The organism is Maridesulfovibrio salexigens DSM 2638, from assembly GCF_000023445.1.
Taxonomy (GTDB): domain Bacteria; phylum Desulfobacterota; class Desulfovibrionia; order Desulfovibrionales; family Desulfovibrionaceae; genus Maridesulfovibrio; species Maridesulfovibrio salexigens.
On sequence record NC_012881.1, the window covers coordinates 2,618,497 to 2,642,692 of the forward strand.

Genomic DNA, 24,196 nt, shown 5'->3' on the forward strand with positions numbered 1-24,196 from the left:
TCTTTTTGCGGCAGAAAAACCTACCATTCACTGTTACTCTGCTTTCTACGCTGCTTAACGCGGTGCTGCTTAACGATCTTCACTTCATTACCGGAAATGTAGACACGTCCCTTCATGTTGAGCTTTTTAAGCATGCGAACCATGTTGCGCTTCAGGTGTGCGGAATCAATTGAAGACTTATACCACAATTCGTGATGGGAAGAAGTATTCAGAGCATTGCTCTTAGGACGATGGCTATCGTAACCGGTGAAGATAGTAATGTAATCTTCAACGTCGAGCATATCATCATCGCTGAAGCCATCAAAAATAAGAGTCCATTCGAGAAGACGTCCACTGGAACCGATACCGGAACCTCCGCCACTGCCGGAGCCGCCACCGTCACCATCAGAATAACTGCCGCCTTCGGGATGATACTGGTCAAGTCGGTCAGCAAGTACAGCACCTACGTCTGAACCGATGATTTTGGACATCTTACCGACTGCTTCGAGAACATCATTACGGCTGTAGGGTCTGGGGACAAGCTGATATTGCTGCGGTTCGGCCTCAAAATTGCCCATTCTGGAACCATCCCATACTGATAGGAGTCGTCCTTCAACACGGGCGGTAACCCTGACACTGTTCTGATTACTCTTGGCGTTGGGGTAAATACTGAAAATACAAAGGACATCAATACCGGCATCCTTGGCGATCTGGATAAGCTCGGCATCGTTACGTCTTGTGCGACCCTGAACGTGGGTCATATGGGTCAAGGCTGTTTCATCTTTGACATCGAAACCGAGATTGACCATCTCGTTGGAAATCGCGTTAAGTACCCGTTTAAAAACTCTTGAACTGCGGGGAACAGTATCTGGATCAGCATCCTCGCCAACAATCATAACCCTCGGAAGATCAGTAGCCAAAGCCATGGAAGGCGCCACAAAAAAGCAGACCATGGCTATGAGAAGCAGTATTGGTTTCCTCATGTCACTCTCCTTGAAAATGTATGGTTACATCATTTTGCCCGATTCCCGATGCCCGGACAGGTTCTATGAAACAAATCCTCAACCCTTATCCCGACTTCGGAAATGGTTGATCCTAACCAAGTTAACACAACTATAATTAGTAAATATATTATATTACACAACTTATGCAACATAATTTAAATTTACTGTGCATGTTGCGTACACGCATGGATTTATTCTGCGAATACCCCTGAAATACTGAAAAATAAATCAACATATCGATCCGCTTGCAACAGACACATTGCCCAAAGTTTTTCATATTTCTATTAAGGAGCCCTTTTGTCGGCGCTGTCAGGCTACCTATGTGCATATTGAAAAACACCCTGTTTTATGTATACCACATATAAACGATATTTATCCACGTTTTTTATATTGAAAACATTGCGTGGAAAAAGCGAGGGGAAAAAGAGATACCAATTCCCTACACACTCAACTCAATAGGCTTTTGGGTTAATAAACGACTATCAACAAACTTAAAATAAAGGCTTTTCTTAATGAAACCCAAGAAGACAAATACCGCGACTAAAACATGGGAAATGATGCAGTGCTCCCGCGAAGTGCTAGGGGCAACCTGCATGCAAAAGATTTTCTCTAGAGGTCAAAGCCAGATCAACCGCTACTGTTCATCACCACAACATGAAGACCACCAGCGGAATCCGCTGGACAGACTTCATTTGCTGTTCAGCAAACTGGAAGAAGAAGGAGAAAAAGAACTCGTTATCGCAGCACTAAACCACCTATGCGGCTCAATAGGATACAGAGTTCAAGAGCAACAGGAGATCATTCCCGACAAATTAACAGTCGAAGAAGAATGCCTTGATGATTATCCTGAAAAAGTTGAACTGGACAGATTGATCACCACCAATGCCGCTCCGGAACTTGTCCGAAGACAGGGAGAGCACACCTGCCGGGAAATAATGGAAACAGTGACCAGTTATGAGGAGCACTGCAAAAAGAAAGGATAAGAAAAACCCCGCCCTGAAATAAATTCAGGACGGGGTTAAAATTTAACCGAAGTTCTTTTATTACTTCTTCATATTAACATACTGGAAAGGCATATCAAGATCCGAATCTCTGACCAGAGCAATAACGGACTGCAGATCATCCAGTTTTTTACCGGTAACGCGGACCTGATCATCCTGAATAGCAGCCTGAACTTTCAATTTACTGGCTTTGATCAACTTTACGATCTTTTTAGCTGTATCTTTATCGATCCCTTCTTTCAATTTAATTTCCTGCTTGAGCTGAGCGCTGGAAGTAGGCTCAACCTTACCGAAATCAAGAGATCTGGGATCAACCTTACGTCTGGTGAAATGAGTAATCATCATATCCTTAACGGCCTTGATTTTCATTTCATCGCCGGTAACGAGGCTGATGGTATTTGTCTTTTTGTTCAGATCAATTTCAGTATTCACCCCGCGAAAATCGTAACGGGTATCAATTTCTTTAAGTACGTTGTTTACAGCGTTATCAACTTCCTGTGCGTCGATCTGGCTGACAATATCAAAAGACGGCATTGTATATCCTCCATATAAGATAAATAGCTGTTTGAAGTCGCTCGTAATCTAACAATCGGCAAGACATAGTCAAGTCCTGCGTGCCCATGAGGATCAAGATTTCAAGGCTTCACCAACTGATGGGTATATATTAAAAATGGTATTAAGCTTAGTAAGCTTGAATATCTGCTCCACTTTTGGATGCAGTCCGGCAATCAAAAGACGTCCGTCTTTCGGCATGCAATTCGTAATTGGAATCAACCCGGCAAGACCGCAGGAATCCATAAATAGAACAGCAGAAAGATCGAGCACAAAGCTCCTGCCTCCTTTACTAACCAAAGAAGACACATGCTCCTGTAATTCGGATGAATTAGTTGCATCAACCCTGCTTTCACCAACACGCAGAATGACAAAGTCCCCGACCCTTTCATGAGACAAAATCATAATCTGCTCCTCAACAATTTATATAATTAGCTTGCATTCCATTGCTGTATACAAAAAGAACTGTCAATTCGAAACATTACAATGTACTACAACACCAACCTATAAAATTTAGCATTCCAAGCCGGAGAGGGCAACCGCTATGTATATTCTGAATCTAAACTACATTAAACCATTAGAAAATATTGATGCGTTACTGGAAGAGCACATCAAATTTCTAAAAAAACATTATGAAAATGGAACCTTCATAGCCTCAGGCCGTAAAGTACCACGCACCGGGGGGATCATTCTCGCCAGAAACATTGATCTGGAACAACTTGAAAAGACCATTAATGAAGATCCCTTCAAACGCGAAGGCGTTGCTGAATACGAAATTATTGAATTCATCCCTACAATGATGGCGGATGGTTATGAAATTCTAAAAGAGACTCCAGAATATTAATATTAAAGGGCCGAAACAACTTAGTTCCGGCCCTGAATTAATCAGAAATAGCTACTCGGGCAACTTTCAATTCCCTATCATCAAACCGACTGCGCTTGGTGTTCCAATCATCCATGAATTGCAGACATTCTTCGCCAATCACAGGTCTGCTAAAATAATATCCCTGAAAACAGGTTCCGCCGATCTTTCGCAAGCTTCTTAATTGCTCAGCATTTTCAACCCCTTCAACTACTACCTTCATCTCAATATTCCGGCAAAGTTCAAGGATGCTTGTAACAATATGCCTGTTCACATCATTCAAAGAGCCGAATGTAAGCGTTCTATCGATCTTAACCTTATCAATGGGCAGTGCTCTCAAATAGCGCAATGAAGTATGCCCCATACCAAAATCATCAATTGAAATACGGATTCCCAGTTCACGCAGCCGGTTAAGATTTTGAAGTTCCCGTCCACTTGTTGACATGGCAACAGACTCGGTAATTTCGATCTCAAGACAATAAGGCGGAACTCCCGCAGACCTCAGACACCCGAGGACTTTATCTTCGAGACCTTTATTTTTAAATAGTGATGGAGGGAAATTGACCGAAACAAAAAGATGGTAACCGAATCTTTCCTGCCAGACGGCAAGTTGGCTGCAAGATTCCCTGAGAACGAAATAACTTAACTCATCAATACAATTCATATCCTCTGCCAGCGCGACCACCACTTCCGGTGAGATATAACCGTAAGCAGGATGATTCCACCTAATTAACGCCTCAGCACCTAAAATTTCTCCGGCATCGTCATCAATTTGAGGCTGGAAGACTACATACAGCTGTTCTTCCGCTCTCAGAGCCCGAACAAGGTCGGAAGCTAATGATCTGGCCACAAACCCTTCAAAACCGGGTAAACCAACGCATTTAAATCCGGTTGAAACATCTTCACCTCTAGCGGCAACAATAATTTCATTCATGCCCCGGTCATACTGTTTTTTCATCACCCGGTCGGAAATCAATACAAAAGGCATATACAGCCCTACGCCGAGGCCTAAAATTACCACCTGCAACAAAACCCCGCCCCATGTTCCTGTCGACATATATCCATTTAAAAACACAGGAGTTGTCCAATGCACGGCATGAACAATAAACGGAACAACACCCAAGAAGGTGGCAGCATAAGCAATACAGTAAGCAATAGCAGGAATTAAAATAAAAGGAATCGCATAAACTGGGTTAAGGACCAAAGGAATACCGAACAGCAAGGGTTCATTAACATTGAACAAACAAACTAAAAGAGCTAGCTGCGAAATTCTTTTGGTACCTGAATCGCGGCCTTTCAGAAAAATAGCTATGAGCAGGCTCATGGTCAGCCCTGAACCGCCAATCATCGTATAATTGTCCAAAAATCCTTTGGTAAGGATATGTGTCGGTGCAAACCCTGATTGAAAGTTCATAATATTTGCAGCCATGTTGTCTGCTAAAACAGTACTGTCAAAAAGAGAAAGGGTATTTGGACCATGAGCCCCAAAAAACCAAAGCAATTGCGAAGTAAATGTATAAATCAGACCGCTAAAAAACTCAGACCCTGAAAGATTCACAACAACAAGTACGGCACTGCGATACAAATCACATAAGCTGTCATATCCACTCAGTAAAACGACATGTTTTAATAAAACAAATATCAATATAACAGCAACACAGGCCGGAATTAAGGAAAGTATCTCTCTGGAAAATATATCATATCCAGATCCGGACACAGCAAGCCTGAAACGAAGCAGAATAAACTTATGCAGAAGAAAACTTGAAAGAGAAGAAACAAAGAATGCCTGGGCAATACCTTTGCCGAGTGAGGCTATTTCAGAAAAGGATGAAAAATTAATATCACCATGCAATACAAAAAAACATGACAATGATATTACTACAAACAAATTAGGACTGATATATTCGCCAGAGTATTCTTTATTGTGGCTAAGTCCGAAATTGTAGCTCATGCTGCAGAGCAAAACTAAAGCAGCAACTCCGTATGTTGCGCTTACTACATCATGCAGAAGTTTGGTTAATGTGCCCGAAAGAATCCCGGAATCTTTGAGAAATGGGAAATTGAGCAGGCAAAGGAATACAGCCCCGACAACTATAAGCGGAAAGACCTGTAGTTGACTCCTCTGCAACACCCGGAAGAAAACCCGCGACCCAATCCAATCCAGCCACCGACCTAGAGTCGACATCACTAGAATATCAGTAATAACTAGGTTCTTGAACTTATTCATTAAGTATTCTGTCATGAACTGCTATGTATAATTAGTTTCCTCTCTCCTGACTCCATTATGAATTCATAGACACAATTAAGAGCAAAATCAACGTCAACCGGAAGCAAATACACACTTACTCAATTTTATCTTCCAAAAACGCACCCAGCTTCTTATCAGTATCGTTTATGTGAGTAACCAGCCAATCACTTAAATAATTCAAGATATCCATAGTTAGGATGCAGGTTCCGTCTGCACACCCATTCTCGATCTCCTTAACCTTATCAATAAATTCTTGATGCTTGAGCTTATGGGCAGGAGCCTCAGGATAATCAAACTTATCCATAAATTTTTCTTCAGTACCAAAATGATCCACTGAATACCTGCGCATATCCTCAATCACCTCAATAGCCTGAGGCCGATCACTTGCACCGGAAACAAGCAGATCATAAACCCGATTTACCATTGCCACCAATCCCTTATGCTGCTCATCAATCTCAGCAATACTAACAGACAAAGAATCACTCCACTTCAACATAGACATTTACTGCCTCCTAAAACTATTTTTCTTTGCTCAAATAAGGGGTTGCGTCTTCTACATCACACTGTTCAGGTGCGAGAAATTTTTCAGCGTATTCCATAAATACATTTTTGCGCAGAAATACATCCATAACATCGCCGTCAATATGCTGATCACTGCGCATAAAAGTCATTATCTTTAATGCTTCAGACAGTTTTTTTGCTTTCTTGTACGGCCTGTCCGAAGCAGTAAGCGCTTCAAAAATGTCGGCTATGGCCAGTATCCGTGTTTCAACGGAAAGACTGGATATATCCTTCTTCAAAGGATAACCGGTTCCGATCAACGTCTCATGGTGCCCGGTGGCTATTTCAGTTACCCTCTCAAGATGCTTTGGAAAAGGAATCTGCGAAAGCATATCAAGACCGCTAAGCATATGCGCATTAATCTTGAAACGTTCTTCGTCTGTGAGAGTTCCCCGCGAAATCATCAGGTTATACAGCTCCCCACGGTTATATTCATTTTCCGGGACATCGATAGGATTTCCGCACGCATCCCTGATATGAGCATAATTGCTCGTTCTAGGAATTATATGCTCAGGCTTATCCATAAGCAGTTTTTCCCATACAGGTAACTCCACTCCGGAATCACGCATACGCTCAAGCTCGAAATGTCCTACTCCTAAGCGTTTATCAAAATAGCGTAGCCACTTTCGCTTACCAATCTCAGCCAAGCGCTCCTTGCGCTCATCTGACATGAATTCACCGCCGATATTGCACTCGGCCAGAAAAGAAAAATCATCTTCCAATTGTTTAATTCCGACATCCAACTCTTGTTTCAGCTCAGCTTGATTCCCCCCATTGGCAAGCTTTCGATAATACTCTATTTCAGCATCACGGCGCAAAACCTCAAATCTCATTCGTACTTCATGAATACGGTCATAGATGGTTTCAAGCTTTGTTGCTTTATCCACCACATATTCCGGCGTGGTAACTTTACCGCAATCATGCAACCAGCCGGCGACCCACAACTCCCTCCACTCTTCATCTGTTTCCACACGAAAATCTTTGAGCGGTCCGCTCTCAGTCTCATGAACAGCTTTAGTCAACATCTCCGCCAGAACCGGAACACGGGTGCAATGCCCGCCGGTATAAGGAGATTTGGCGTCAATTGACGCAGCAATTACCTTGATGAATGCATTAAATAACTCTTCCAAAGAATTAACCAGATTACGGTTATCCAATGCCACCGCAGCCTGGGCAACAAGCGACCCCAGCAAATCATCCAGACCGTCTTCAAAAAGCCCCCCCTCTCTGGAATTAAACAGCTGAATAACACCGAGGATCTCATCACTTCTCGTAATAATGGGGGCCGTAATCATTGAATGGATGTGCCCACGCTCCGGTTCATGCTCCAATCCGGTAGGGAATAAAGAAAGTTCCACCCCTTTTACAGAAAAAACCTCGCGTTTGTTATAAGCTTCACAGGCATACCACAGCACTGAATCCTTACTTACAAAGTCAATAATTTCCGGGATAACCATAACTCTAGGCACAGGATTTTCCGAAAGACCGCCGAGAACAATACTTGAAGAATCAAGTGAAAGCAGCTCAGCTGCAAGCTTATTTCCTTCCATCAAATAGATTACCCCGCCATCGGCCTCCACAAGATCACGCGCTGAATCAAAAATTAATGAAACAAGTCTTTCTAATTCTTTTTCAGAAGAAAGAGCCAAGCCGCAGGAAACAAGTTTTTCCAGCTTTCCCTGAGTAGTAATAAGATTGGCGGTTTTATCACGGATGGTTTCCTTCATAAGAAGGCCGGCCTTGCCAAGAGTATCGAGCTCTTTAATTCGCGAATTAAGGGGAGGCGACTCAGAAAAATCAAAACTTTGTACTTTTTTAGCCTCGCGTAAAAGCACACTCATAACACGGGTTCCCCTGCGTGCAATGTATACTGATGCAAAAGACAATAACAGCAGGAGAATTGCCGAACTGTACATAATTCGAGTCGACATTCTGGAAATATGCCCGGTCACATCACTTACCGGTGCCGCTGCCGCAACAACCAATTGCAATCCGCTATTCTCGTAAATCGGAGTAAGGCTGGCCATATAATCCTGACCGTCAGAACCTTCAAAAAATGAACAACATGTTCTGCTATCTTCAGGTATTGGGATATGGCGGGCCACACACTTTACTGTATTATCGGGATATGAAACCGCCATGGGAAGCTGTAAATTACTCCCCATAACCGCCCAATCCTTATTGGGATATGCGACCATGCGGTTATCATTGTCCACAATCCAAAGCAGACCGTTATCGCTGACATTCTGCTTTGCAAGCATGCTGCCTAGTTGATTGAGCGAAATATCCAGCCCAAAAACTCCGGTACCATCCCCAAGTGTTCTTGCACAGGTTATCCCCGGCATTCCAGAACTGCTAAAGACATAAGGAGAGGTAAAAATAGTTCCGCAGGAAAGCAGAGCCTGCCGATACCATGAACGTTCCCGGGGATCATACGATGATGTATCAAAACGTTCCCCAAGCAAATGTTGCGAAGAATCAAAATACCGCCAACGTTGGACTTGCCCGTCACCATCGTCCACAAGAAGCAGGCGTTCTATATACGCACATCCTTCCGGAGCTTCATACTTTGTAATAATATTTTCGATCCCGCGGGGTGCAATAACCTGATAGAATGAACCGTCTTCATAACCTAGATATGCAGACATCAATTGATTGTTTGAGTCGAGCATAATTTTCAAGGCTTTAAATTTGTTGCTATATGCAGCCTCTTTAATAGCGGAGGCTTCCATGCAAAGAGTTTCCCCGGCTACATTAGCGAGAGCAACAACAGGTTCAATAAAGGCATCAAGCTTTGCAGCGGTCTTATCTGTTATTTCCTCAAAATATTCCTCCGCTGATTCGATCGCGGCCTGATCAGACTGACTCTTTACAATGAAAAGAATTGTCCCAGTAGTTAAAAGGCACGTCCCGACAAGCAGACAACAAATGAGAGATGCAATCGACCATTTCCGCTCCATATCTCCCCCTTCTTTTCTACTTGCAGAAGACTTCACCAGAACATATCTTCCACCCTATCAAACCTAGCACTATAACAAATATAAAACAACGAGGAGCAAATAAAAAACCGTGCGTATTTTTATAACGCACGTTTTTTTTGAAGCTGCAAGCTGTACTAATTTTCTACTATTTCAAAGAGTTAATCCTATTTGTCAGCTTTCTAAATTCATTTTTCATTTCGATATTCTGAAACACAACCAGATCTGGAGTTTGCAATTCAGAAATGCGTTCCAGCATGGCATTGGCATCCTGCATAAGAGTAATCAGGCTGTGCGCCCCCTGAACAGTCTCAAAAGTATTCAGGGCCACCTCATACTCATGAGAAATTCCGGATTTAGCATCCGCAACACGTATTTTATTCCTACGCAGGTAGTCATCATACATCTTCGCTGTTCTAACTGTCAGTCCCTGAGCTGCGAGATTGGTCTTGTATATGGCCCTATATTTAACAGGTTCACTATTGATTTTTTCTACAGTCCTCTGAATCAACTCTTCCTGCTTTTTTACTATCTCAGCTATACGGACCAGATAAACATTTTCAATTTTCTGTTCATAGTTATCGTAAAGATTAAGTAAAATGCGCAGCAACAAGGTATGCATGCCATAGTAACGCTTGGCCATTTCAATATTTTCATTTGCTTCGGCCGTAAGCCGCTGCAATTCTGTAGTAATCAACTTAACATTATTAAAGACGGAAACGAGGCGTACGTCGTCATCACCGGTGACACTATAGACAAGTGTTTCCACCTGTTCCCGGTCAACCTTCATACCGATACCCTGCATCTCGGTAAGCAGCTGATCAATCAAGCCTTCTATACGTTTATCATTTTCTTCTTCACGTATCTCAAGATCACGAATCTCTGCTTCAATTGAATCAGCATCTTTTTTCCAAACTTCCCACTTCTTGACTTTCTTAGGTGCAGCAAGGCGCTCGGTCTTTAACTCAGCCACCTGTTCCCGGCAATACCGCGAGTCCTCCTGCAATTTCCGGATGGCAGACTTGGATTCCGACATTCCGGAAATCCCCAAAATCTCGATACATTCATCCAGCAAATCATTAATTTTATTGTCTACACTACCCTTGTCATCTTTCAGGGGATTCCATGAAGAATCCGGGACATTGGAGCGCAAATCCAACTCCGACACAGCATCAGAAAGCAAAGGATGAACCTCACCCCAGACATCCTCAAGCGAGGAAGCCGGGGCAGAAGAACCAAAACAGAACACCAACGCAATCAAACAACAAAATACTCTCACCAATCTCCACCTCTAAATACAAAGACTAAATTGTTCGAAGTATTAACATAACACCTTACAAAAGCAGGTGTCATGTATTAAATGCAAAACATAAACGCTTCGCTGCACGGCACCAAAACGACAACTTAACCTATTCATTTCAACATAATGTGAATTTTTTCCCATTTATAAACTGAAAATCATATAATACTATAATTTAAGCCTTCACGTCTGGACATATACTCAGCAGAGGCATATAAAACCCGCCGAAGGATAGTGGAATTTATCCACCTCACCATACTGATACCTGCGACACCGCCTCTGGACCATCGCCAGAAACAGGCCCTCCGGCAGTGCCCTACCCCCGGCTTCACGCTGAACGCAATTCCCGCGAGCCATCTCAACCACACCATAACTGCGGGATATGCCGGGACTACTTACTTCAGTATTTTTGTTTTACAGATCTAAGCGAATGGAGAGAAGCTATGCCCAAATCATTGGCAAAGACTTTTGTGAATACCTTTCTGGGTCATGCCCCGATGTGGTATAAACTGGCTATTCTGGCCTTCCTGGTTATCAACCCCATAATCATGGCCACCGTAGGACCCTTCGTAGCGGGCTGGGTTCTAATTGCGGAATTTATTTTCACCCTGACAATGGCTCTGAAATGCTACCCCCTTCCGGCGGGCGGCCTACTGGCAATGGAAGCAGTTCTCATCGGACTGACGACTCCTGAAACCATCTATCACGAAGCTCACCACAACTTTGAAGTTATCCTGCTGCTGATCTTCATGGTAGCTGGTATCTACTTCATGAAGGACTTTTTACAGTTTACCTTCACCCGTATTCTGGTCAACGTCCGCTCCAAGAAGCTGATCTCTCTATTGTTCTGCTTTGCCGGAGCCTTCCTTTCCGCATTCCTTGATGCACTGACCGTTACCGCCGTTATCATGGCTGTTGCGCTGGGTTTTTACAGTGTCTACCACAAGTATGTTTCCAGCGGCGCGGACAAAGGTTCTCACAGCCTTGATTCCGACCTGCACCTCAAAGAAAAGAACCGCGAAGAACTTAAAGAGTTCCGCGGCTTCCTGCGTAACCTGATGATGCACGGTGCTGTCGGTACCGCCCTCGGTGGCGTGTGCACACTTGTCGGTGAGCCCCAGAACCTGCTTATCGGTAGCGAAATGGGCTGGCACTTCATCCCATTTGCAGTAAACGTAGCGCCCGTAACAATGCCTGTTTTTGTTATCGGCCTTCTGACCTGTCTGCTGACAGAACAATTCAAAATCTGCGGCTACGGCTATAGTCTTCCCGGCAACATCCGCTCCTTCCTCTTTGAAGAAGCAATGCGTCAGGAAGAAAAGCAGGGACAGGCAGGCAAGGTTAAACTCATCATTCAGGCACTGATCGGTGTCTGGCTGATTCTTGCTCTGGCCTTCCACCTTGCTGCTGTTGGTATTGTCGGCCTCTCAATTATCGTACTTCTTACCGCCTTCACCGGTGTTATCGAAGAAAGCCGCATCGGACCCGCATTCGAAGAGGCTCTGCCCTTCACCGCACTCCTTGTTGTATTCTTCGCTGTAGTTGCTGTTATCCACTCTCAGGAGCTCTTCAAGCCTATTATCTCATACGTGCTTAGCATGCAGGGTCAGGCCCAGCTTATGGCCTATTACGTGGCAAACGGAGTACTCTCAGCAATCTCTGACAACGTATTCGTTGCTACCGTATACATATCCGAAACCAAAATGCATTTTGTCCACGTACTCGATGCGATTCCCGGTATCGGCATGAGCGGACAGGAACTGATGGCTAAGCTGACCGATCCCCACGCAGTACGCGCGGATGTCATCGCCACTCTGCCTCAGGCTGCAGGCGCACAGGTTCAGGCAGCTATGCACCAGTTCGACAAACTTGCTGTAGCAATCAACACCGGAACCAACATTCCTTCCGTTGCAACACCGAACGGACAGGCCGCGTTCCTCTTCCTGCTGACCAGCGCACTGGCACCTGTAATCAGGCTTTCCTACGGCAGAATGGTTCTGCTGGCACTGCCCTACACCATCACAATGTCCATCACCGGACTGCTGGCTGTAGACTGGTTCCTGTAGACCATACAAATATTAATTACCAACAAGAAGCGGGTAACCCGAATTATCGGGTTACCCGCTTTTCTTTTGTCTCCCTCTGGACATCAAAAAATAAAAACACTACCTTCTACATGAAAATCGGAATCAACTACAGATATAAAATTCATACTGGAGACTACTCATGGACACTACTCTTGAAATCATCGGTTATTTACGGTCAGACATTAAAGAACGCGAAAAAGCCCCTAAACAAGGCAGCGAGGGTGGAATTGAAGCTACAGTAGAAATAAACGAAAAATACAGTGAAGCACTGGAAGGATTGGAAGCAGGAGCTGAGATATTACTTTTCACATGGCTGCACAAAGCAGACAGGAGCTATCAAAAGGTTCATCCGCGTGGCGATGAATCACGTCCAAAACGGGGCGTATTCTCGACCCGTTCCCCGGACAGACCTAATCCTATCGGCCTTCATCCGGTGACCATCACCGCCATTAACGGCTGCAAAATAAAAGTCCGCCCTATGGAAGCCATAGACGGAACACCGCTGGTCGACATAAAAATAGGCCAACGCAAAAAATAGGACATACCCCCATCCCGGCAGCCGATAAATTCATCGATATGAATTTAATATAAAATAAATCTAATTTATTTTAAGGATGACCACCATCGCAGCAGCCATGAAATTCATTGAGATGAATTTTGTATAAAATAAATCAAATATATTTTAAGGATGACCACCATCCCACGGGGTCGGTTACAGAAGGACCGACCCCGCATGGGGTATTCCATCGATACAGGTATCGTGAAATCTCGGGTAGTTACTACCGGGGACGGTAAGTAATTCTGCCGCGAGTGAGATCGTAAGGAGAGAGCTCAACGGTAACTTTATCACCGGGCATAACTCTGATGCGGAATTTACGCATTTTGCCGGAGATGTGAGCCAGAACCTCATGACCATTTTCAAGCTCTACGCGAAACATAGCGTTAGGGAGAGCTTCTTCTACAATACCATTAACTGCAATGCCTTCTTCTTTAGCCAAAACTTTTCCTCGTATTATTAATAGTTATCATAAAAAAAGCCCGCATACGCAACTGCGACAGCGGGCTTATTTTTCGATTTTCCCGGATAGGGGAATATCAAGACTGTCTTTAGGTACAAAATGGTTTCGGTGAGAATTACGTATTCTCACCAGCCCAAAGGGGCTTTATACCAATTCGCAACAAATTACCAGCGTCTGGGACGTGGTTCGCGGGGACGAGCTTCGTTTACTTTCAGATTACGTCCGCCAAAGTCAGAACCATCAAGATTTTCAATAGCCTGAATAGCGCCTTCGTCTTCCATTTCAACAAAACCGAATCCGCGGGGGCGGCCAGTTTCACGGTCATTGATGAGTTTAACGGAAATTACTTCACCAAACTCTTCAAAAGCAGCCCTTACATCTTCCTCAGAGGAACTCCAAGGAAGATTACCCACGTAAATGTTCTTCGACATCTCAAAAAACTCCATAAAACGTTAAGACTTAAAACAACCCAGACAGCCGGTTCGAATCAAAATTCGTCACCACACTTTGCTACAGGCCAGAATTACGCCTCCAACCCATAAACCATTCAACTAAATACCCATACAGACAATCTACGATATTCGGCTGAAATCCGGTATCCTATGTAGCCCCATACCTCAGCAAGAATAAAAGAGCAATAGGCCTGCGTAAAAAAAGGTATATAAATTATACTTTTTTTCACGCAGGCCAGAAACTATCGAAAAGAGTAGCTGCTTACTTCTTGAGCCAGCTCATCATTTTACGGAGTTCGCCACCGACCTGTTCGATCTGGTGCTCCTTACCGATGCGGCGCATAGCAGAGAAGTGAGCCTTACCGGTCATGTTCTCAGCGATGAATTCACGTGCGAATTCACCCTGCTGGATTTCTTTGAGGATCTTCTTCATTTCTTCACGGCTCTTGTCGTTGATAACGCGGGGGCCGCGAGTAAGGTCACCGTACTCAGCAGTGTCGGAGATGGAATCACGCATTTTGGCGAGGCCACCTTCGTAAATGAGGTCGATGATCAGCTTGCACTCGTGCAGACACTCAAAGTATGCGATTTCAGGCTGGTAACCGGCTTCAACAAGAGTTTCGAACCCAGCTTTGATCAGCTCGGAAAGACCACCGCAGAGAACAGCCTGCTCACCGAAAAGGTCAGTTTCTGTTTCTTCGCGGAAGGTGGTCTGCAGAACGCCGGAGCGGGTTGCGCCGATACCTTTTGCGTAAGCAAGTGCGATATCAAAAGCTTTACCGGAGGCATCCTGATCGACTGCGATGATCGCAGGAACTGCTCCGCCTTCAGTGTAGGTGCGACGTACGAGATGGCCGGGGCCTTTAGGGGCAGCCATGATTACGTCAACATCTGCCGGGGGAGCAATCTGTTCGAAATGAATGTTGAAACCGTGACCGAAAGCAAGAACGTCGCCGGACTTGAGGTTGGGAGCGATGTCATTTTTGTAAACTTCAGCCTGAACCTGGTCGGGCAGAAGAATCATGATCAGATCAGCCTGAGCTGCAGCTTCAGCAGCGCTGACAGGTTCAAAACCGTGTTCCTTGGCAAGCTCGTAGTTGGCGCCACCGGGACGCTGACCTACAACAACTTTAACACCGGAATCACGAAGGTTCTGTGCGTGGGCGTGGCCCTGGCTACCGTAACCGATGATGGCAACTGTCTTATCTTTAAGCAGATTCAGATCAGCATCATTTTCATAATAAACTTTCATTGCTTTCTCCTGATTTTTCTCTTTAATTCGGACACGAAACTCGCGAATAGTTTCCCGGCGGCTCGCCTTGAAAAAAGCCAGCCGGAGGGCACTCCTGTGCCGAAATGTTGATGAAATTTTTTACCTAAACTTGCAGGGCGCGCTTCATAGCGACGGTACCTGTACGGGCGACTTCCTTGATACCGAATCTGGTCAATAGGTTGATCAGTGCTTCGATCTTGCCGTGGTCACCGGTGACTTCAATAGATAGTTCGTCCGGGCTCACATCAACAACCTTGCAGCGGAAAATATCCACAATACGCAGAATTTCAGCTCGTTTGTTGTCTTCGGCATTTACCTTGAGAATGACCATTTCACGCTCAACAGCCTTGTGTTCAACCATGTCCACAACTTTAATAACCGTAACCAGCTTGCGAAGCTGTTTAACGATTTGCTCAACGATGTGTTCATCGCCGATAGTTGTAATAGTCATGTGGGACACTCCCTCCTCAAGGGTGGGAGCTACGTTGAGGGATTCAATGTTGAATCCTCGCCCGCTGAACAGTCCTGCAACTCTGGAAAGAACCCCGGGCTCGTTTTCAACTGTCACGGATAAAGTATGTCTCATTACTTCCTCCTAAACGAGCAGCATGTCGGTTAATGAAGCACCGGCCGGGACCATGGGGTACACGTTCTCTTCCGGATCCACACGGACATCGATGATGGTCGGCTTTCCGTTGGAGAAAGCTTCCTTAAGCACCGGTTCGAGGTCTTTTTCTTCAGTAACCCTGTACCCAGCAGCTCCGTATGCTTCGGCAAGTTTAACGAAGTCCGGCTGGGCATCCATGCAGGTTTCACAGTAGTTGCGATTGTAAAAAAGCTCCTGCCACTGGCGGACCATTCCGAGATAGCCGTTATTCAAAATAACAATTTTTACGGGAAGGTTGTTGCAGACAGCAGTCATCATTTCCTGAATATTCATCTGAATAGAACCGTCACCGGCAATATTCACCACAAGTTTGTCGGGGAAGGCCATCTGAGCGCCGATAGCTGCGGGAAAACCGAAGCCCATGGTACCGAGACCACCTGATGAAAGGAAAGATTTGGAGCGTTTAAACTTATAGAACTGGGCAGCCCACATCTGGTTCTGGCCTACTTCAGTAGCGACAATGGCTTCGCCTTTACTGATTTCGTAGACTTTCTCCACAACTCGTTGGGGCTTAATGAATTCGGTGTCGCCCTTTTTATATCGCAGGGGATGAGTTTCTGACCATTCCTGAACCTGCCTGACCCATACAGCGTGGGCAACTTCCCAGTCCACGGAATCAAGGTTCGGTTCCATTTCACTCTTTAATGCAGACAGTGCGCTTTTGCAGTCAGCGACCAGAGGCACGTGTACGGCTACGTTCTTCTGAATTGAGGTGGGGTCAATATCGATGTGAACAAGAGTGGCTTTGGGGGCAAAAGTGCTAACCTTACCGGTAACACGGTCATCGAACCTCGCCCCGATTGCCAGGACGAGGTCCGCGTTATTTATTGCCATGTTTGCGGCGTAGGTGCCGTGCATTCCCAACATCCCCAGCCAAAGGGGATCTTCTCCGGGAAAGGCGCCCAGCCCCATAAGGGTAGCGGTCACCGGAATGTTCAGGCTCTGAGCGAGCCATGTCAATTCATCCTCAGCTCCAGAGCTGATAACCCCTCCGCCTGCATAAATCAAGGGCCTTTCTGCACCTTCGATCAATTTTGCGACTTTTTTAATCTGCCGCGCATGCGGTTTCAGATTGGGGTTGTAGCTCCGCAGCGACACATCTTCAGGCCATTCGAACTCGAATTTCTGCTGCATAATATCCTTTGGCAGGTCAACCAGAACCGGGCCGGGACGTCCTGTACGGGCCAGATAAAAGGCCTGTCGTACAGTATAGGCAAGGTCCTTAATGTCCTTAACCAAATAATTATGCTTTGTGCAGGGTCGGGTGATTCCTACGATATCCACTTCCTGAAACGCATCGTTTCCGATCAGCGGTGTGGGAACCTGTCCGGTGAAAATAACCACCGGAATTGAATCCATATACGCCGTTGCTATGCCGGTAACAGTGTTGGTCGCTCCGGGACCTGATGTCACGAGGCAGACTCCTACATCGCCGGTGGCGCGTGCATAGCCGTCCGCAGCATGGATTGCACCCTGTTCGTGCCTTACAAGTATGTGCTTAAACGGATAATTGGGCAATTCGTCGTATATATCAATTACGGCTCCTCCAGGGAATCCGAATACGACGTCCACACCCTCCTTTTTCAGACATTCAAGAAATATCTGAGCTCCGGTGAGCTCCATGGCTACCCTCCCTTATTTATGCTTGTCGAGCAAAGCTTGCAGCTTTGTCTTTCCAGCGAGTTTTTTCTTTTTGAGTTCTTTGACCTCCTGAGTTTCAGTGTCACTCAGGTAGGACTTAGCTTCCATTTTATCGATGAGTTTCTTGAATTCGTTGTGCTGATTCCATAGAGCGTTAATTTCGCTATCCTGGCCCACTAGCTGCTCGATCAGTTCAATTTCTCTCTGTTCCATTTGAAACTCCTTTTTGCAATGGTTTGCAACTCAGGCGCTGGCAGGGATTATCCCATCCCAGCGCGGTTCAACATCGGACTCCACCAGTAAAACCTTTTTACGGTTGGAATGCCCTGATGCAATGGAAATATTTCGCTTTTTAAGACCCAGACGGGTCGCGACAAATGCGGCAAGAGCCTTGTTGGCTTTGTTATCAACAGCGGGCGCGTTTATCCGCACACGCACGCTGTCCTGATACTCCCCGGTGATACCTTCGTTCTTGGCGCCGGGTTGCACCCACACAGAGACCCTCCACGAACCGTGTCCGCAGGGCCTGATGTAAGATGGGAGTTCAGCTATAACTTCGCTCACTTGGCCTTCTTGAAGAATTTAAGTTTGGATTCGATGGCTTCGACTTTCTCAACTTCGGGATCACCTATCTCCAAAGTTTTGAGATGGGACTCAAGGAGAGCTTTCAACTCAACCTCAAAACGGGTTCTCTGCCGTTTCAGCTCATTGATGTCCTCGTGAATCTGGGCAAGCCTGTTATGCGCCTGCTGCAAAATCACCTCTGCCCTGGAATGGGCTTCATTGATGATGACTTCGGCTTCTTTCCTTGCGGTAGCCTTAAGGTCATCCACCATCTTCTGGGTGGTCATCAAGGTATCGCGCAGTGTTTCTTCACGCTGGCGAAACTCAGTGATAGTGCTCTCACGACGGGAAACCATCTTCTGGAGCTGCTTTTTCTCATCGGCAGAAGTCCCCAGAACCTCCGCGAGTTCAACCATGAGCTGGTCAACTTCACTCTTGGAGTATCCGAATAGTGACTTCGAGAATTTTTTATTAAGTAAGTCTATTTTTGAAAGACTCATGCCCACCTCCGGCATCTACATACCATAAGCGAGTCTGGTGAGGTTACCCACCAGCGCAATGTCGAGCATCTGGATAGCCAGAAGCACAACAATGGGTGAAAGGTCAAATCCACCAATATTTACAAAGGGAAGATACTGCCTAACCTTGGCAAAGACAGGCTCAGTCACGCTACGCAAAAATCTGACAATGGGATTGTAGGGATCAGGATTGACCCAAGTAATCAGGGCGGAAATGATAACCACCCACATATAGAGATTAAGTACGAGCGAAAGGACCTTCGCCACGGCAAGAATCACGTAATCCATTTAACATACTCCTAACGGGCTGGATCAGAAGCGGCGGCTTCCGATCTTGACTATAAATTGGCACAGCAGGATTCAAGAATCAACTGTTTTTCCAAATTTAACTAAATTCTATTAAATATAAGAACATGGGTCACAAAGAGGACACAGGAAAATCAAGACCTGAAAGCCCCCTCTGCTCTTTCATACTGATTTAAATAAACTTTAGCTGACCACAACCGCAACTGGACCAGACATCGTTCCGGGCCTTTTCCAGCAGGTTGCAAAGAGTCCAATAGCTATCCACATGCAAACGGGCATTAAGGGTCGGACTGCGGTAAGCCCAAAACTCAACCCCTGCACGCTCGGCACAGCTCTCATCCACCCATGTGTCACCAATATAGACGACCTCTTCGGGCTTCATTTTCCATTTATCTAAAATGTAATGAACGCCCTCCGGATGGGGCTTGGTATTAGGCAGGGTCTGCGAAGTAACCATTGGCGCAAAGAACCCCTCAATATCAAACATTTGTAAAACCAGCGGGAGAGTATCAGTACGGTTGGTATTGATACCCATACGGATATTATTAGTTCTCAGCCACTCAAGTAGACGGGTCAGCCCTTCTTCCACTTCAATGTAATTAATCCCTTCCTTAAGTGAGGGGTCTTTACTGAAGGCAAAGGCTTCATCATGGAATTCTTCAGGCAGGATATGCTTAAGGGCAGCAGCATGAGTCAATGCATGGACGGCTTTTTCTTCTTCTGCATCCATTAGATCAAGTCCAAACTTTTCCTTGAACTTGTTGTAGTACCACTTATTGGATTCAAAGGAATTGATCAAGACCCCATCGCAGTCAAAAATCACACCTTTGATTTCTTTAACCACGTCAGGAGGCGTTACCGCGCTGATATGTATTGATTCCATAGGATTTCTCCCTAAACTTCTTTCACTTTAAGGACTACAGTAAATTCCCGGTCAAGCCACGGCTTGTCTTCGGGCAATCCGGAAAGGTCCAGTAATTTCCACGCCTTTTCGCGGAGCACCAGAGCTTTCTCCTCCAACAGTCCTTCCTTTTCATAAAATTCAATATCGCGATCCTTCCAAAGAGAGACAGCATCTACATCACTGGTAACCAGAACAGAATTTTCAGGCAGAAGCAACGCAAAGCCTTCCAGCACCTTCTTCCACGGCAGTTGAACATCACCGCCGCCCAGTCCGGGCAGATTGGCCATAAGACCGCCAAGAGCCATAGCCTTGCGGTCATCTTCGTTATCTACGTCCAGACCGAGGCTTTCGCCAAATCCGGCCCACTTCTCATTTAAATTTTGTTCAAGAGAGCCAAGTTCGATATTCTTTTCTTCATAGGCGTAACAAAGAGCCAAAACCACCTGATTCTGAATACGTGCTTCTTCATCGCTCTTATCTTCAACATCAGGAGAAATACGGGCAGTCAATTCATTCTGGATGGCGCTGGTTCTTTCACCGAACTGGTCTTTGTCGTTGGACTGCGGGTTGGCGATGAATTTGAACATATCGCCGAGGCTTTCGCCGTAGCTGATGAAATCATCAACCATGCGGCGGCAGGTCTTAGGTTCTACAGGCAGATCTTCCGGCCGGTAGGCAGGCACATCCCCGGTTTCATCACGGTTAATGCCCGGATCAAAGATCAAAGCACCCTCAACCTTTTCCTCCACCAACTCTTCATGCATTTGCGGAAAATATATAAGCACGGCAGAACTCCTTTTTAGACCCAATTATTCTCTGAAAATTATTCTTTACGCGGTTTGAAACGGCTGCACACACCTTCGCACTCAGGCTGTTCAAAAAGGCAAACTTCTTCGTACAGCGCTGCACAGAAGGGAAAACCCTCTTCATCACGCGGAACCATCTTGCGACACACCACTGTGGATTTCAAGTGTTCTTCTATTCTTTGTTCCCAAAGATCACGGAAAGCCTGCTCATCCAAATGGAAATTATCGGCCTGTAGAAGAAGTTTGTCATACTCCCCTTCTAAATCCTTAAGAACCCGGCAACGCCATTCTCGGTTATATCCGGGATTAAGCATCTCTTCGTAGAGACACCTTCCATTCTGATAGAACCGACACATGCGGCCCGGCATTTTAGTTACCTTAGCCAAAAAACATCCCTCCGGGACAACACGGCCAGCGGCCTGAAACTGTTAAACATTCAAAGTTTGAAGTATGTACGCATCGCTGCTTTGTAAAGATTAAAAATATAAATTTTTCCGTGTCGTTCCGAGATAAGAAGACATTCTTGACCAAAGAGCGAGGCACGTGTAAAAGTTCACTACCGTCTAGCATTGGAGGAAAAAAATGTTCGGTTTAGGAATCACAGAAATTCTTTTAATTTTGGGTATTATCATCCTGATTTTCGGAGCTAAAAAACTTCCCGAAGTGGGTAGCGGTCTTGGCCGTGCAATTCAGAATTTTAAAAAGGCAAGCAGCGAATCTGAAGAAATTGACGTAACCCCGTCAAAAGATAAGAACAAAGACGCTTAGTCTTTGCTGCCAGCTTGATTATTTTTGCAGGTCTTGCCTGCGACACCCCGGTTTGTCCTGCAAGCCGGGGTTTTATTTTGCCCCGTTTTCAACAGCCTCAGCAAACATGCCCAACCCGCGCCGGAGATATATTGCCCCGGAGAAAAAAGTAAAAACAGCAGTTACAATCTCTACTTCCGGATGCAGAAACCCTACGTCCAATCCAAACGCAAGTCCGGTCAGGACAGAAAAAACAACCAAGAGCTGAAGTGCGGTGGTAATCTTGCTGGACCAAAGAGGCTTAATTTTCTTTTCTACTTCCACTCCATAAAATTTCAGCAGAAAAAGTCCTCCTACTATGATCAGATCGCGGGATACAGCAAGGACGGTCAGCCAGACAGGAATGAATTCTTGCGCGGAAAGACAGATAAAAGAAGTTACAAGCAGAATTTTGTCCGCAAGGGGATCAATCATGGCCCCGAATTCGGTGCGCTGTTTCATGACCCGAGCCAGAAAACCGTCCAAACCATCCGAAATCCCGGCAACCATAAACAGCAGCCAAGCAGCCAGAAAATTGCCGTCAAGGTAAGTAATAACAAACCCCGGGGTAAGCAATATCCTGAAAATAGTGATCAGATTGGGTATGGTCCAGATTTTCCGGCTCTGCACGATCCTTCCTTTTTATTTTGCCTCCTCAAGCCCCTCCAGACTGAAAGTAAGCCCGCGGGGAGGCAGGTAGTCGTTTAAATATCCACGCAACACCCACTGGTCGGAAACTTCAAGGGACCAGCTTGCAGAAACTGCGGTAGGCTGCATTTCAACATCAAGCAACTCAACTTCCTGTACTGCGGAATCCCAAGACTTAAGCTTGCGTCCGAATTCTCGCACACCTTCGGGGTTAAACCAGCCGTTTACGACCAGAACAGCCTTAGGATTCATGAGCGCTTCAATATTTTCAGAACCAAAATATTTGCCCCAGAGTTCACGCCAGACCCGTTCCATGCTGCTTCCGGAAGCAAACCATGTCCCGTGGGATGACTTTAGATCACCGGTCCAACGCTTTTTGGAAGCATGACGCACAGAAAGGACTACAGCAGTTCCGTTACTATCGGCAGCTGTAACATTGCTGAGTCCGTAAAGAGCAATCAACTCATTGATCTTATCATTCTGCTCCAACTGCTGATCTTCGTTGAGATTATATTTTCCATTGGAAACATCAATCTGAACAGGAACTGCGGAAACTGAAAAGAGCCCCATTTTTTTCATTGCAGCACGCAATGCCTTACGGTTCACGCTAACATCAATAGCAACAGAAACTCCGTCTTCAGCCATTTTGACGTTCATGTCTTTATAGCCTTTAATATACTCTTCATAATAGCTGCCGAAAGCCTTCTTAACCGCCTCTGTTCTTTCTGCGGACAAAGTACCGGGAAGCATGCGTGATGCTTCGGCAAATAGGGCTTGAGCAAAAGCTTCTGTGACAGCTTCCTGACGCATAGTCCGCTGAGAAACTTCCTTTTCAGGATCGACAGGCTTAAAAATCTGAACCTTAACGGCATGGGCAGGCAGAGCAGAAAAAAGCAGCACCGCTACGCAGGCTGTCAAAACAAACGGCTTTATCTTATCTGAAAAATTCAACTTATAGCTCCGGTAAATTTATCGCTGTTGATTATGATCGGTAGGATTTGCATCAAGAGACTCTTCCTGAATCTCACTATCGTCATTCACCGCATCAATATCCTGAGACTGCTCTTCATCTAGAGAATCCGCAGATTCACCATTGTTTGCAGCCCCGGCTGCCTTATCCACAAGGATAACTACTGAACAATTCTCGCTCACAATCTTACGTTTAAGAACAGCTCTAACCTTAGTGGCATCTTCAAGAGAAAGAATAAAATTACTGCGGGAAGTTCCGTGGGTATTGACTGCCTTGACCTTCAACGGAAAGTTTCCAACCCGTGAACGCAAATTCTCAGACTTATCATCAGTCATGTAGGTTACAAGTCCACGCTTAAGAACAGACTCCCTGCTGACCGCAAAAGGACCGTACACTCCCACTCCCCGACCATCATAGATAAGAGGGAGGAGCACCGGTTTGTAGTTAAGTCCACGGGCATCAATCAAAACACCGCTGTATATTGAACTGTCGATGTAACCGTTTTCCTCGCTTTCCAAAGCCTGAAGTTCGGTACCGGTCTCACCGCGTTCACCGGAAATGGTCGGCGGAATACCGGTCTGAAAAGAAAGCGTAGGTGGAATGATGATGGATGAAAGCCCGTTACGCAGGTTAAGGGAAGAAGTAACAGCTACGGTTCCATTTCCATCCACGGCAGTATTTAGTAATGAATTCTGCACATAACCGCGCAGGGAATTCAATGACTTAATATCATCCTTTATGAGAGAAGAAACATTGCGTCGGCTGTCCAGCGGCAAAGAAAGAACCATATCTAAAAGTTTCTTGCGGGACTCAACACCACCCTGCCGTACAGCAAGAGCCTTGCTGCGTGCAGGGTCAATGCTGCCCGGCAACAGCTTGATAGACGAAGAAGCGGAAAGAAATCCATTTCCCCAGTTAATAAGGGTCCCATCGGACTTCTCAATCAATCCGCCATAGCCGTTGCCGTTCCCTGCAGCTTGTTCCTGAGCGGACACGGAAGAAACTGCAAACATCAGGATAAGTAAAACGAAAAATATATATTTTTTCATATGCGTTCCAAATTAGCTTAA

General features: G+C 45.5%; 27 protein-coding genes. 5 read left to right on the forward strand and 22 right to left on the reverse strand.

What is annotated here, in order from left to right; all coding sequences use genetic code 11:
- Positions 1 to 20 precede the first annotated feature (20 nt).
- The gene (locus DESAL_RS11990) at positions 21 to 962 is read right to left on the reverse strand and encodes a hypothetical protein (protein WP_015852255.1); all 942 of its coding nucleotides are present in this window, start codon (positions 960 to 962) and stop codon (positions 21 to 23) included.
- Between the two features lie 533 nt (positions 963 to 1,495).
- Here DESAL_RS11990 and DESAL_RS19790 point away from each other — a divergent pair.
- Positions 1,496 to 1,966: a hypothetical protein gene (locus DESAL_RS19790; protein ID WP_015852256.1), complete on the forward strand. Its 471-nt coding sequence runs from the start codon at positions 1,496 to 1,498 to the stop codon at positions 1,964 to 1,966.
- A 60-nt stretch (positions 1,967 to 2,026) separates the two neighbouring features.
- On the opposite strand, the gene DESAL_RS12000 is transcribed toward DESAL_RS19790, so the two are convergent.
- Together DESAL_RS12000 and DESAL_RS12005 are read right to left on the reverse strand one after the other, a co-directional pair.
- Positions 2,027 to 2,518 carry a YajQ family cyclic di-GMP-binding protein gene (locus DESAL_RS12000; protein ID WP_015852257.1) on the reverse strand — a complete coding sequence of 164 codons (492 nt, stop codon included), beginning with the start codon at positions 2,516 to 2,518 and terminating at the stop codon, positions 2,027 to 2,029.
- 93 nt (positions 2,519 to 2,611) lie between these two features.
- On the reverse strand, positions 2,612 to 2,941 hold the full coding sequence (locus DESAL_RS12005) for an STAS domain-containing protein (protein ID WP_015852258.1): 330 nt from the start codon (positions 2,939 to 2,941) through the stop codon (positions 2,612 to 2,614).
- Positions 2,942 to 3,080: 139 nt separating this feature from the next.
- Between DESAL_RS12005 and DESAL_RS12010 the strand changes: the two genes are divergently transcribed.
- Complete coding sequence (locus tag DESAL_RS12010; protein ID WP_015852259.1) at positions 3,081 to 3,380, forward strand: YciI family protein; 300 nt, start codon at positions 3,081 to 3,083, stop codon at positions 3,378 to 3,380.
- Between the two features lie 37 nt (positions 3,381 to 3,417).
- Here DESAL_RS12010 and DESAL_RS12015 read toward each other — a convergent pair whose 3' ends face one another.
- From DESAL_RS12015 to DESAL_RS12030, 4 genes are all read right to left on the reverse strand, one after another.
- Entirely contained in the window at positions 3,418 to 5,625 is a 2,208-nt protein-coding gene (locus tag DESAL_RS12015) for an EAL domain-containing protein (RefSeq protein ID WP_197528741.1), read from the reverse strand.
- A 115-nt stretch (positions 5,626 to 5,740) separates the two neighbouring features.
- A complete protein-coding gene (locus tag DESAL_RS12020; RefSeq protein ID WP_015852261.1) occupies positions 5,741 to 6,148 on the reverse strand; it encodes a bacteriohemerythrin in 408 nt (135 codons plus the stop codon).
- A 16-nt stretch (positions 6,149 to 6,164) separates the two neighbouring features.
- Positions 6,165 to 9,167, reverse strand: a complete 3,003-nt coding sequence (locus DESAL_RS12025) for an HD domain-containing phosphohydrolase (protein WP_015852262.1) — start codon at positions 9,165 to 9,167, stop codon at positions 6,165 to 6,167.
- Between the two features lie 166 nt (positions 9,168 to 9,333).
- Positions 9,334 to 10,464: a hypothetical protein gene (locus DESAL_RS12030; RefSeq protein WP_015852263.1), complete on the reverse strand. Its 1,131-nt coding sequence runs from the start codon at positions 10,462 to 10,464 to the stop codon at positions 9,334 to 9,336.
- Between the two features lie 464 nt (positions 10,465 to 10,928).
- Here DESAL_RS12030 and nhaB point away from each other — a divergent pair, with 464 nt between their 5' ends.
- Positions 10,929 to 12,551, forward strand: coding sequence for a sodium/proton antiporter NhaB (gene nhaB, locus DESAL_RS12035; RefSeq protein ID WP_015852264.1), 1,623 nt, complete (start codon positions 10,929 to 10,931; stop codon positions 12,549 to 12,551).
- A 160-nt stretch (positions 12,552 to 12,711) separates the two neighbouring features.
- Positions 12,712 to 13,110 (forward strand): tRNA (N6-threonylcarbamoyladenosine(37)-N6)-methyltransferase TrmO, encoded by a 399-nt coding sequence (tsaA, locus tag DESAL_RS12040; RefSeq protein WP_015852265.1) that lies wholly within the window; start codon positions 12,712 to 12,714, stop codon positions 13,108 to 13,110.
- 241 nt (positions 13,111 to 13,351) lie between these two features.
- Here tsaA and infA read toward each other — a convergent pair whose 3' ends face one another.
- From infA to DESAL_RS12100, 12 genes are all read right to left on the reverse strand, one after another.
- Positions 13,352 to 13,570 carry a translation initiation factor IF-1 gene (gene infA / locus DESAL_RS12045; protein WP_015852266.1) on the reverse strand — a complete coding sequence of 73 codons (219 nt, stop codon included), beginning with the start codon at positions 13,568 to 13,570 and terminating at the stop codon, positions 13,352 to 13,354.
- A 185-nt stretch (positions 13,571 to 13,755) separates the two neighbouring features.
- Entirely contained in the window at positions 13,756 to 14,022 is a 267-nt protein-coding gene (locus tag DESAL_RS12050; RefSeq protein WP_015852267.1) for an RNA recognition motif domain-containing protein, read from the reverse strand.
- A gap of 283 nt (positions 14,023 to 14,305) precedes the next feature.
- Positions 14,306 to 15,295 (reverse strand): ketol-acid reductoisomerase, encoded by a 990-nt coding sequence (gene ilvC, locus DESAL_RS12055; protein ID WP_015852268.1) that lies wholly within the window; start codon positions 15,293 to 15,295, stop codon positions 14,306 to 14,308.
- Between the two features lie 124 nt (positions 15,296 to 15,419).
- The gene (ilvN, locus tag DESAL_RS12060) at positions 15,420 to 15,902 is read right to left on the reverse strand and encodes an acetolactate synthase small subunit (protein WP_015852269.1); all 483 of its coding nucleotides are present in this window, start codon (positions 15,900 to 15,902) and stop codon (positions 15,420 to 15,422) included.
- A gap of 9 nt (positions 15,903 to 15,911) precedes the next feature.
- On the reverse strand, positions 15,912 to 17,606 hold the full coding sequence (gene ilvB, locus DESAL_RS12065) for a biosynthetic-type acetolactate synthase large subunit (RefSeq protein WP_015852270.1): 1,695 nt from the start codon (positions 17,604 to 17,606) through the stop codon (positions 15,912 to 15,914).
- 12 nt (positions 17,607 to 17,618) lie between these two features.
- Positions 17,619 to 17,837, reverse strand: coding sequence for a DUF465 domain-containing protein (locus DESAL_RS12070; RefSeq protein WP_015852271.1), 219 nt, complete (start codon positions 17,835 to 17,837; stop codon positions 17,619 to 17,621).
- Between the two features lie 30 nt (positions 17,838 to 17,867).
- On the reverse strand, positions 17,868 to 18,188 hold the full coding sequence (locus DESAL_RS12075; protein WP_015852272.1) for a DUF167 domain-containing protein: 321 nt from the start codon (positions 18,186 to 18,188) through the stop codon (positions 17,868 to 17,870).
- The gene (locus DESAL_RS12080; protein ID WP_015852273.1) at positions 18,185 to 18,688 is read right to left on the reverse strand and encodes a DivIVA domain-containing protein; all 504 of its coding nucleotides are present in this window, start codon (positions 18,686 to 18,688) and stop codon (positions 18,185 to 18,187) included. The genes DESAL_RS12075 and DESAL_RS12080 overlap by 4 nt, the downstream gene beginning before the upstream one ends.
- 15 nt (positions 18,689 to 18,703) lie before the next feature.
- Positions 18,704 to 18,994: a YggT family protein gene (locus DESAL_RS12085; protein ID WP_015852274.1), complete on the reverse strand. Its 291-nt coding sequence runs from the start codon at positions 18,992 to 18,994 to the stop codon at positions 18,704 to 18,706.
- A 190-nt stretch (positions 18,995 to 19,184) separates the two neighbouring features.
- Positions 19,185 to 19,895, reverse strand: a complete 711-nt coding sequence (locus DESAL_RS12090; RefSeq protein ID WP_015852275.1) for an HAD family hydrolase — start codon at positions 19,893 to 19,895, stop codon at positions 19,185 to 19,187.
- Between the two features lie 11 nt (positions 19,896 to 19,906).
- On the reverse strand, positions 19,907 to 20,701 hold the full coding sequence (locus tag DESAL_RS12095) for a hypothetical protein (protein ID WP_015852276.1): 795 nt from the start codon (positions 20,699 to 20,701) through the stop codon (positions 19,907 to 19,909).
- 38 nt (positions 20,702 to 20,739) lie between these two features.
- Positions 20,740 to 21,108, reverse strand: coding sequence for a hypothetical protein (locus tag DESAL_RS12100; RefSeq protein ID WP_015852277.1), 369 nt, complete (start codon positions 21,106 to 21,108; stop codon positions 20,740 to 20,742).
- A 196-nt stretch (positions 21,109 to 21,304) separates the two neighbouring features.
- Here DESAL_RS12100 and DESAL_RS12105 point away from each other — a divergent pair, with 196 nt between their 5' ends.
- A complete protein-coding gene (locus DESAL_RS12105) occupies positions 21,305 to 21,490 on the forward strand; it encodes a twin-arginine translocase TatA/TatE family subunit (protein ID WP_015852278.1) in 186 nt (61 codons plus the stop codon).
- 72 nt (positions 21,491 to 21,562) lie between these two features.
- Here the strand turns inward: DESAL_RS12105 and DESAL_RS12110 are convergent, their stop codons facing one another.
- The 3 genes from DESAL_RS12110 to DESAL_RS12120 are packed head-to-tail and all read right to left on the reverse strand — an operon-like array spanning position 21,563 to position 24,175.
- Entirely contained in the window at positions 21,563 to 22,138 is a 576-nt protein-coding gene (locus DESAL_RS12110) for a CDP-alcohol phosphatidyltransferase family protein (RefSeq protein WP_015852279.1), read from the reverse strand.
- Between the two features lie 12 nt (positions 22,139 to 22,150).
- The gene (locus DESAL_RS12115; RefSeq protein WP_015852280.1) at positions 22,151 to 23,107 is read right to left on the reverse strand and encodes a hypothetical protein; all 957 of its coding nucleotides are present in this window, start codon (positions 23,105 to 23,107) and stop codon (positions 22,151 to 22,153) included.
- Between the two features lie 18 nt (positions 23,108 to 23,125).
- The gene (locus tag DESAL_RS12120; protein ID WP_015852281.1) at positions 23,126 to 24,175 is read right to left on the reverse strand and encodes a hypothetical protein; all 1,050 of its coding nucleotides are present in this window, start codon (positions 24,173 to 24,175) and stop codon (positions 23,126 to 23,128) included.
- Positions 24,176 to 24,196: the final 21 nt, after the last annotated feature.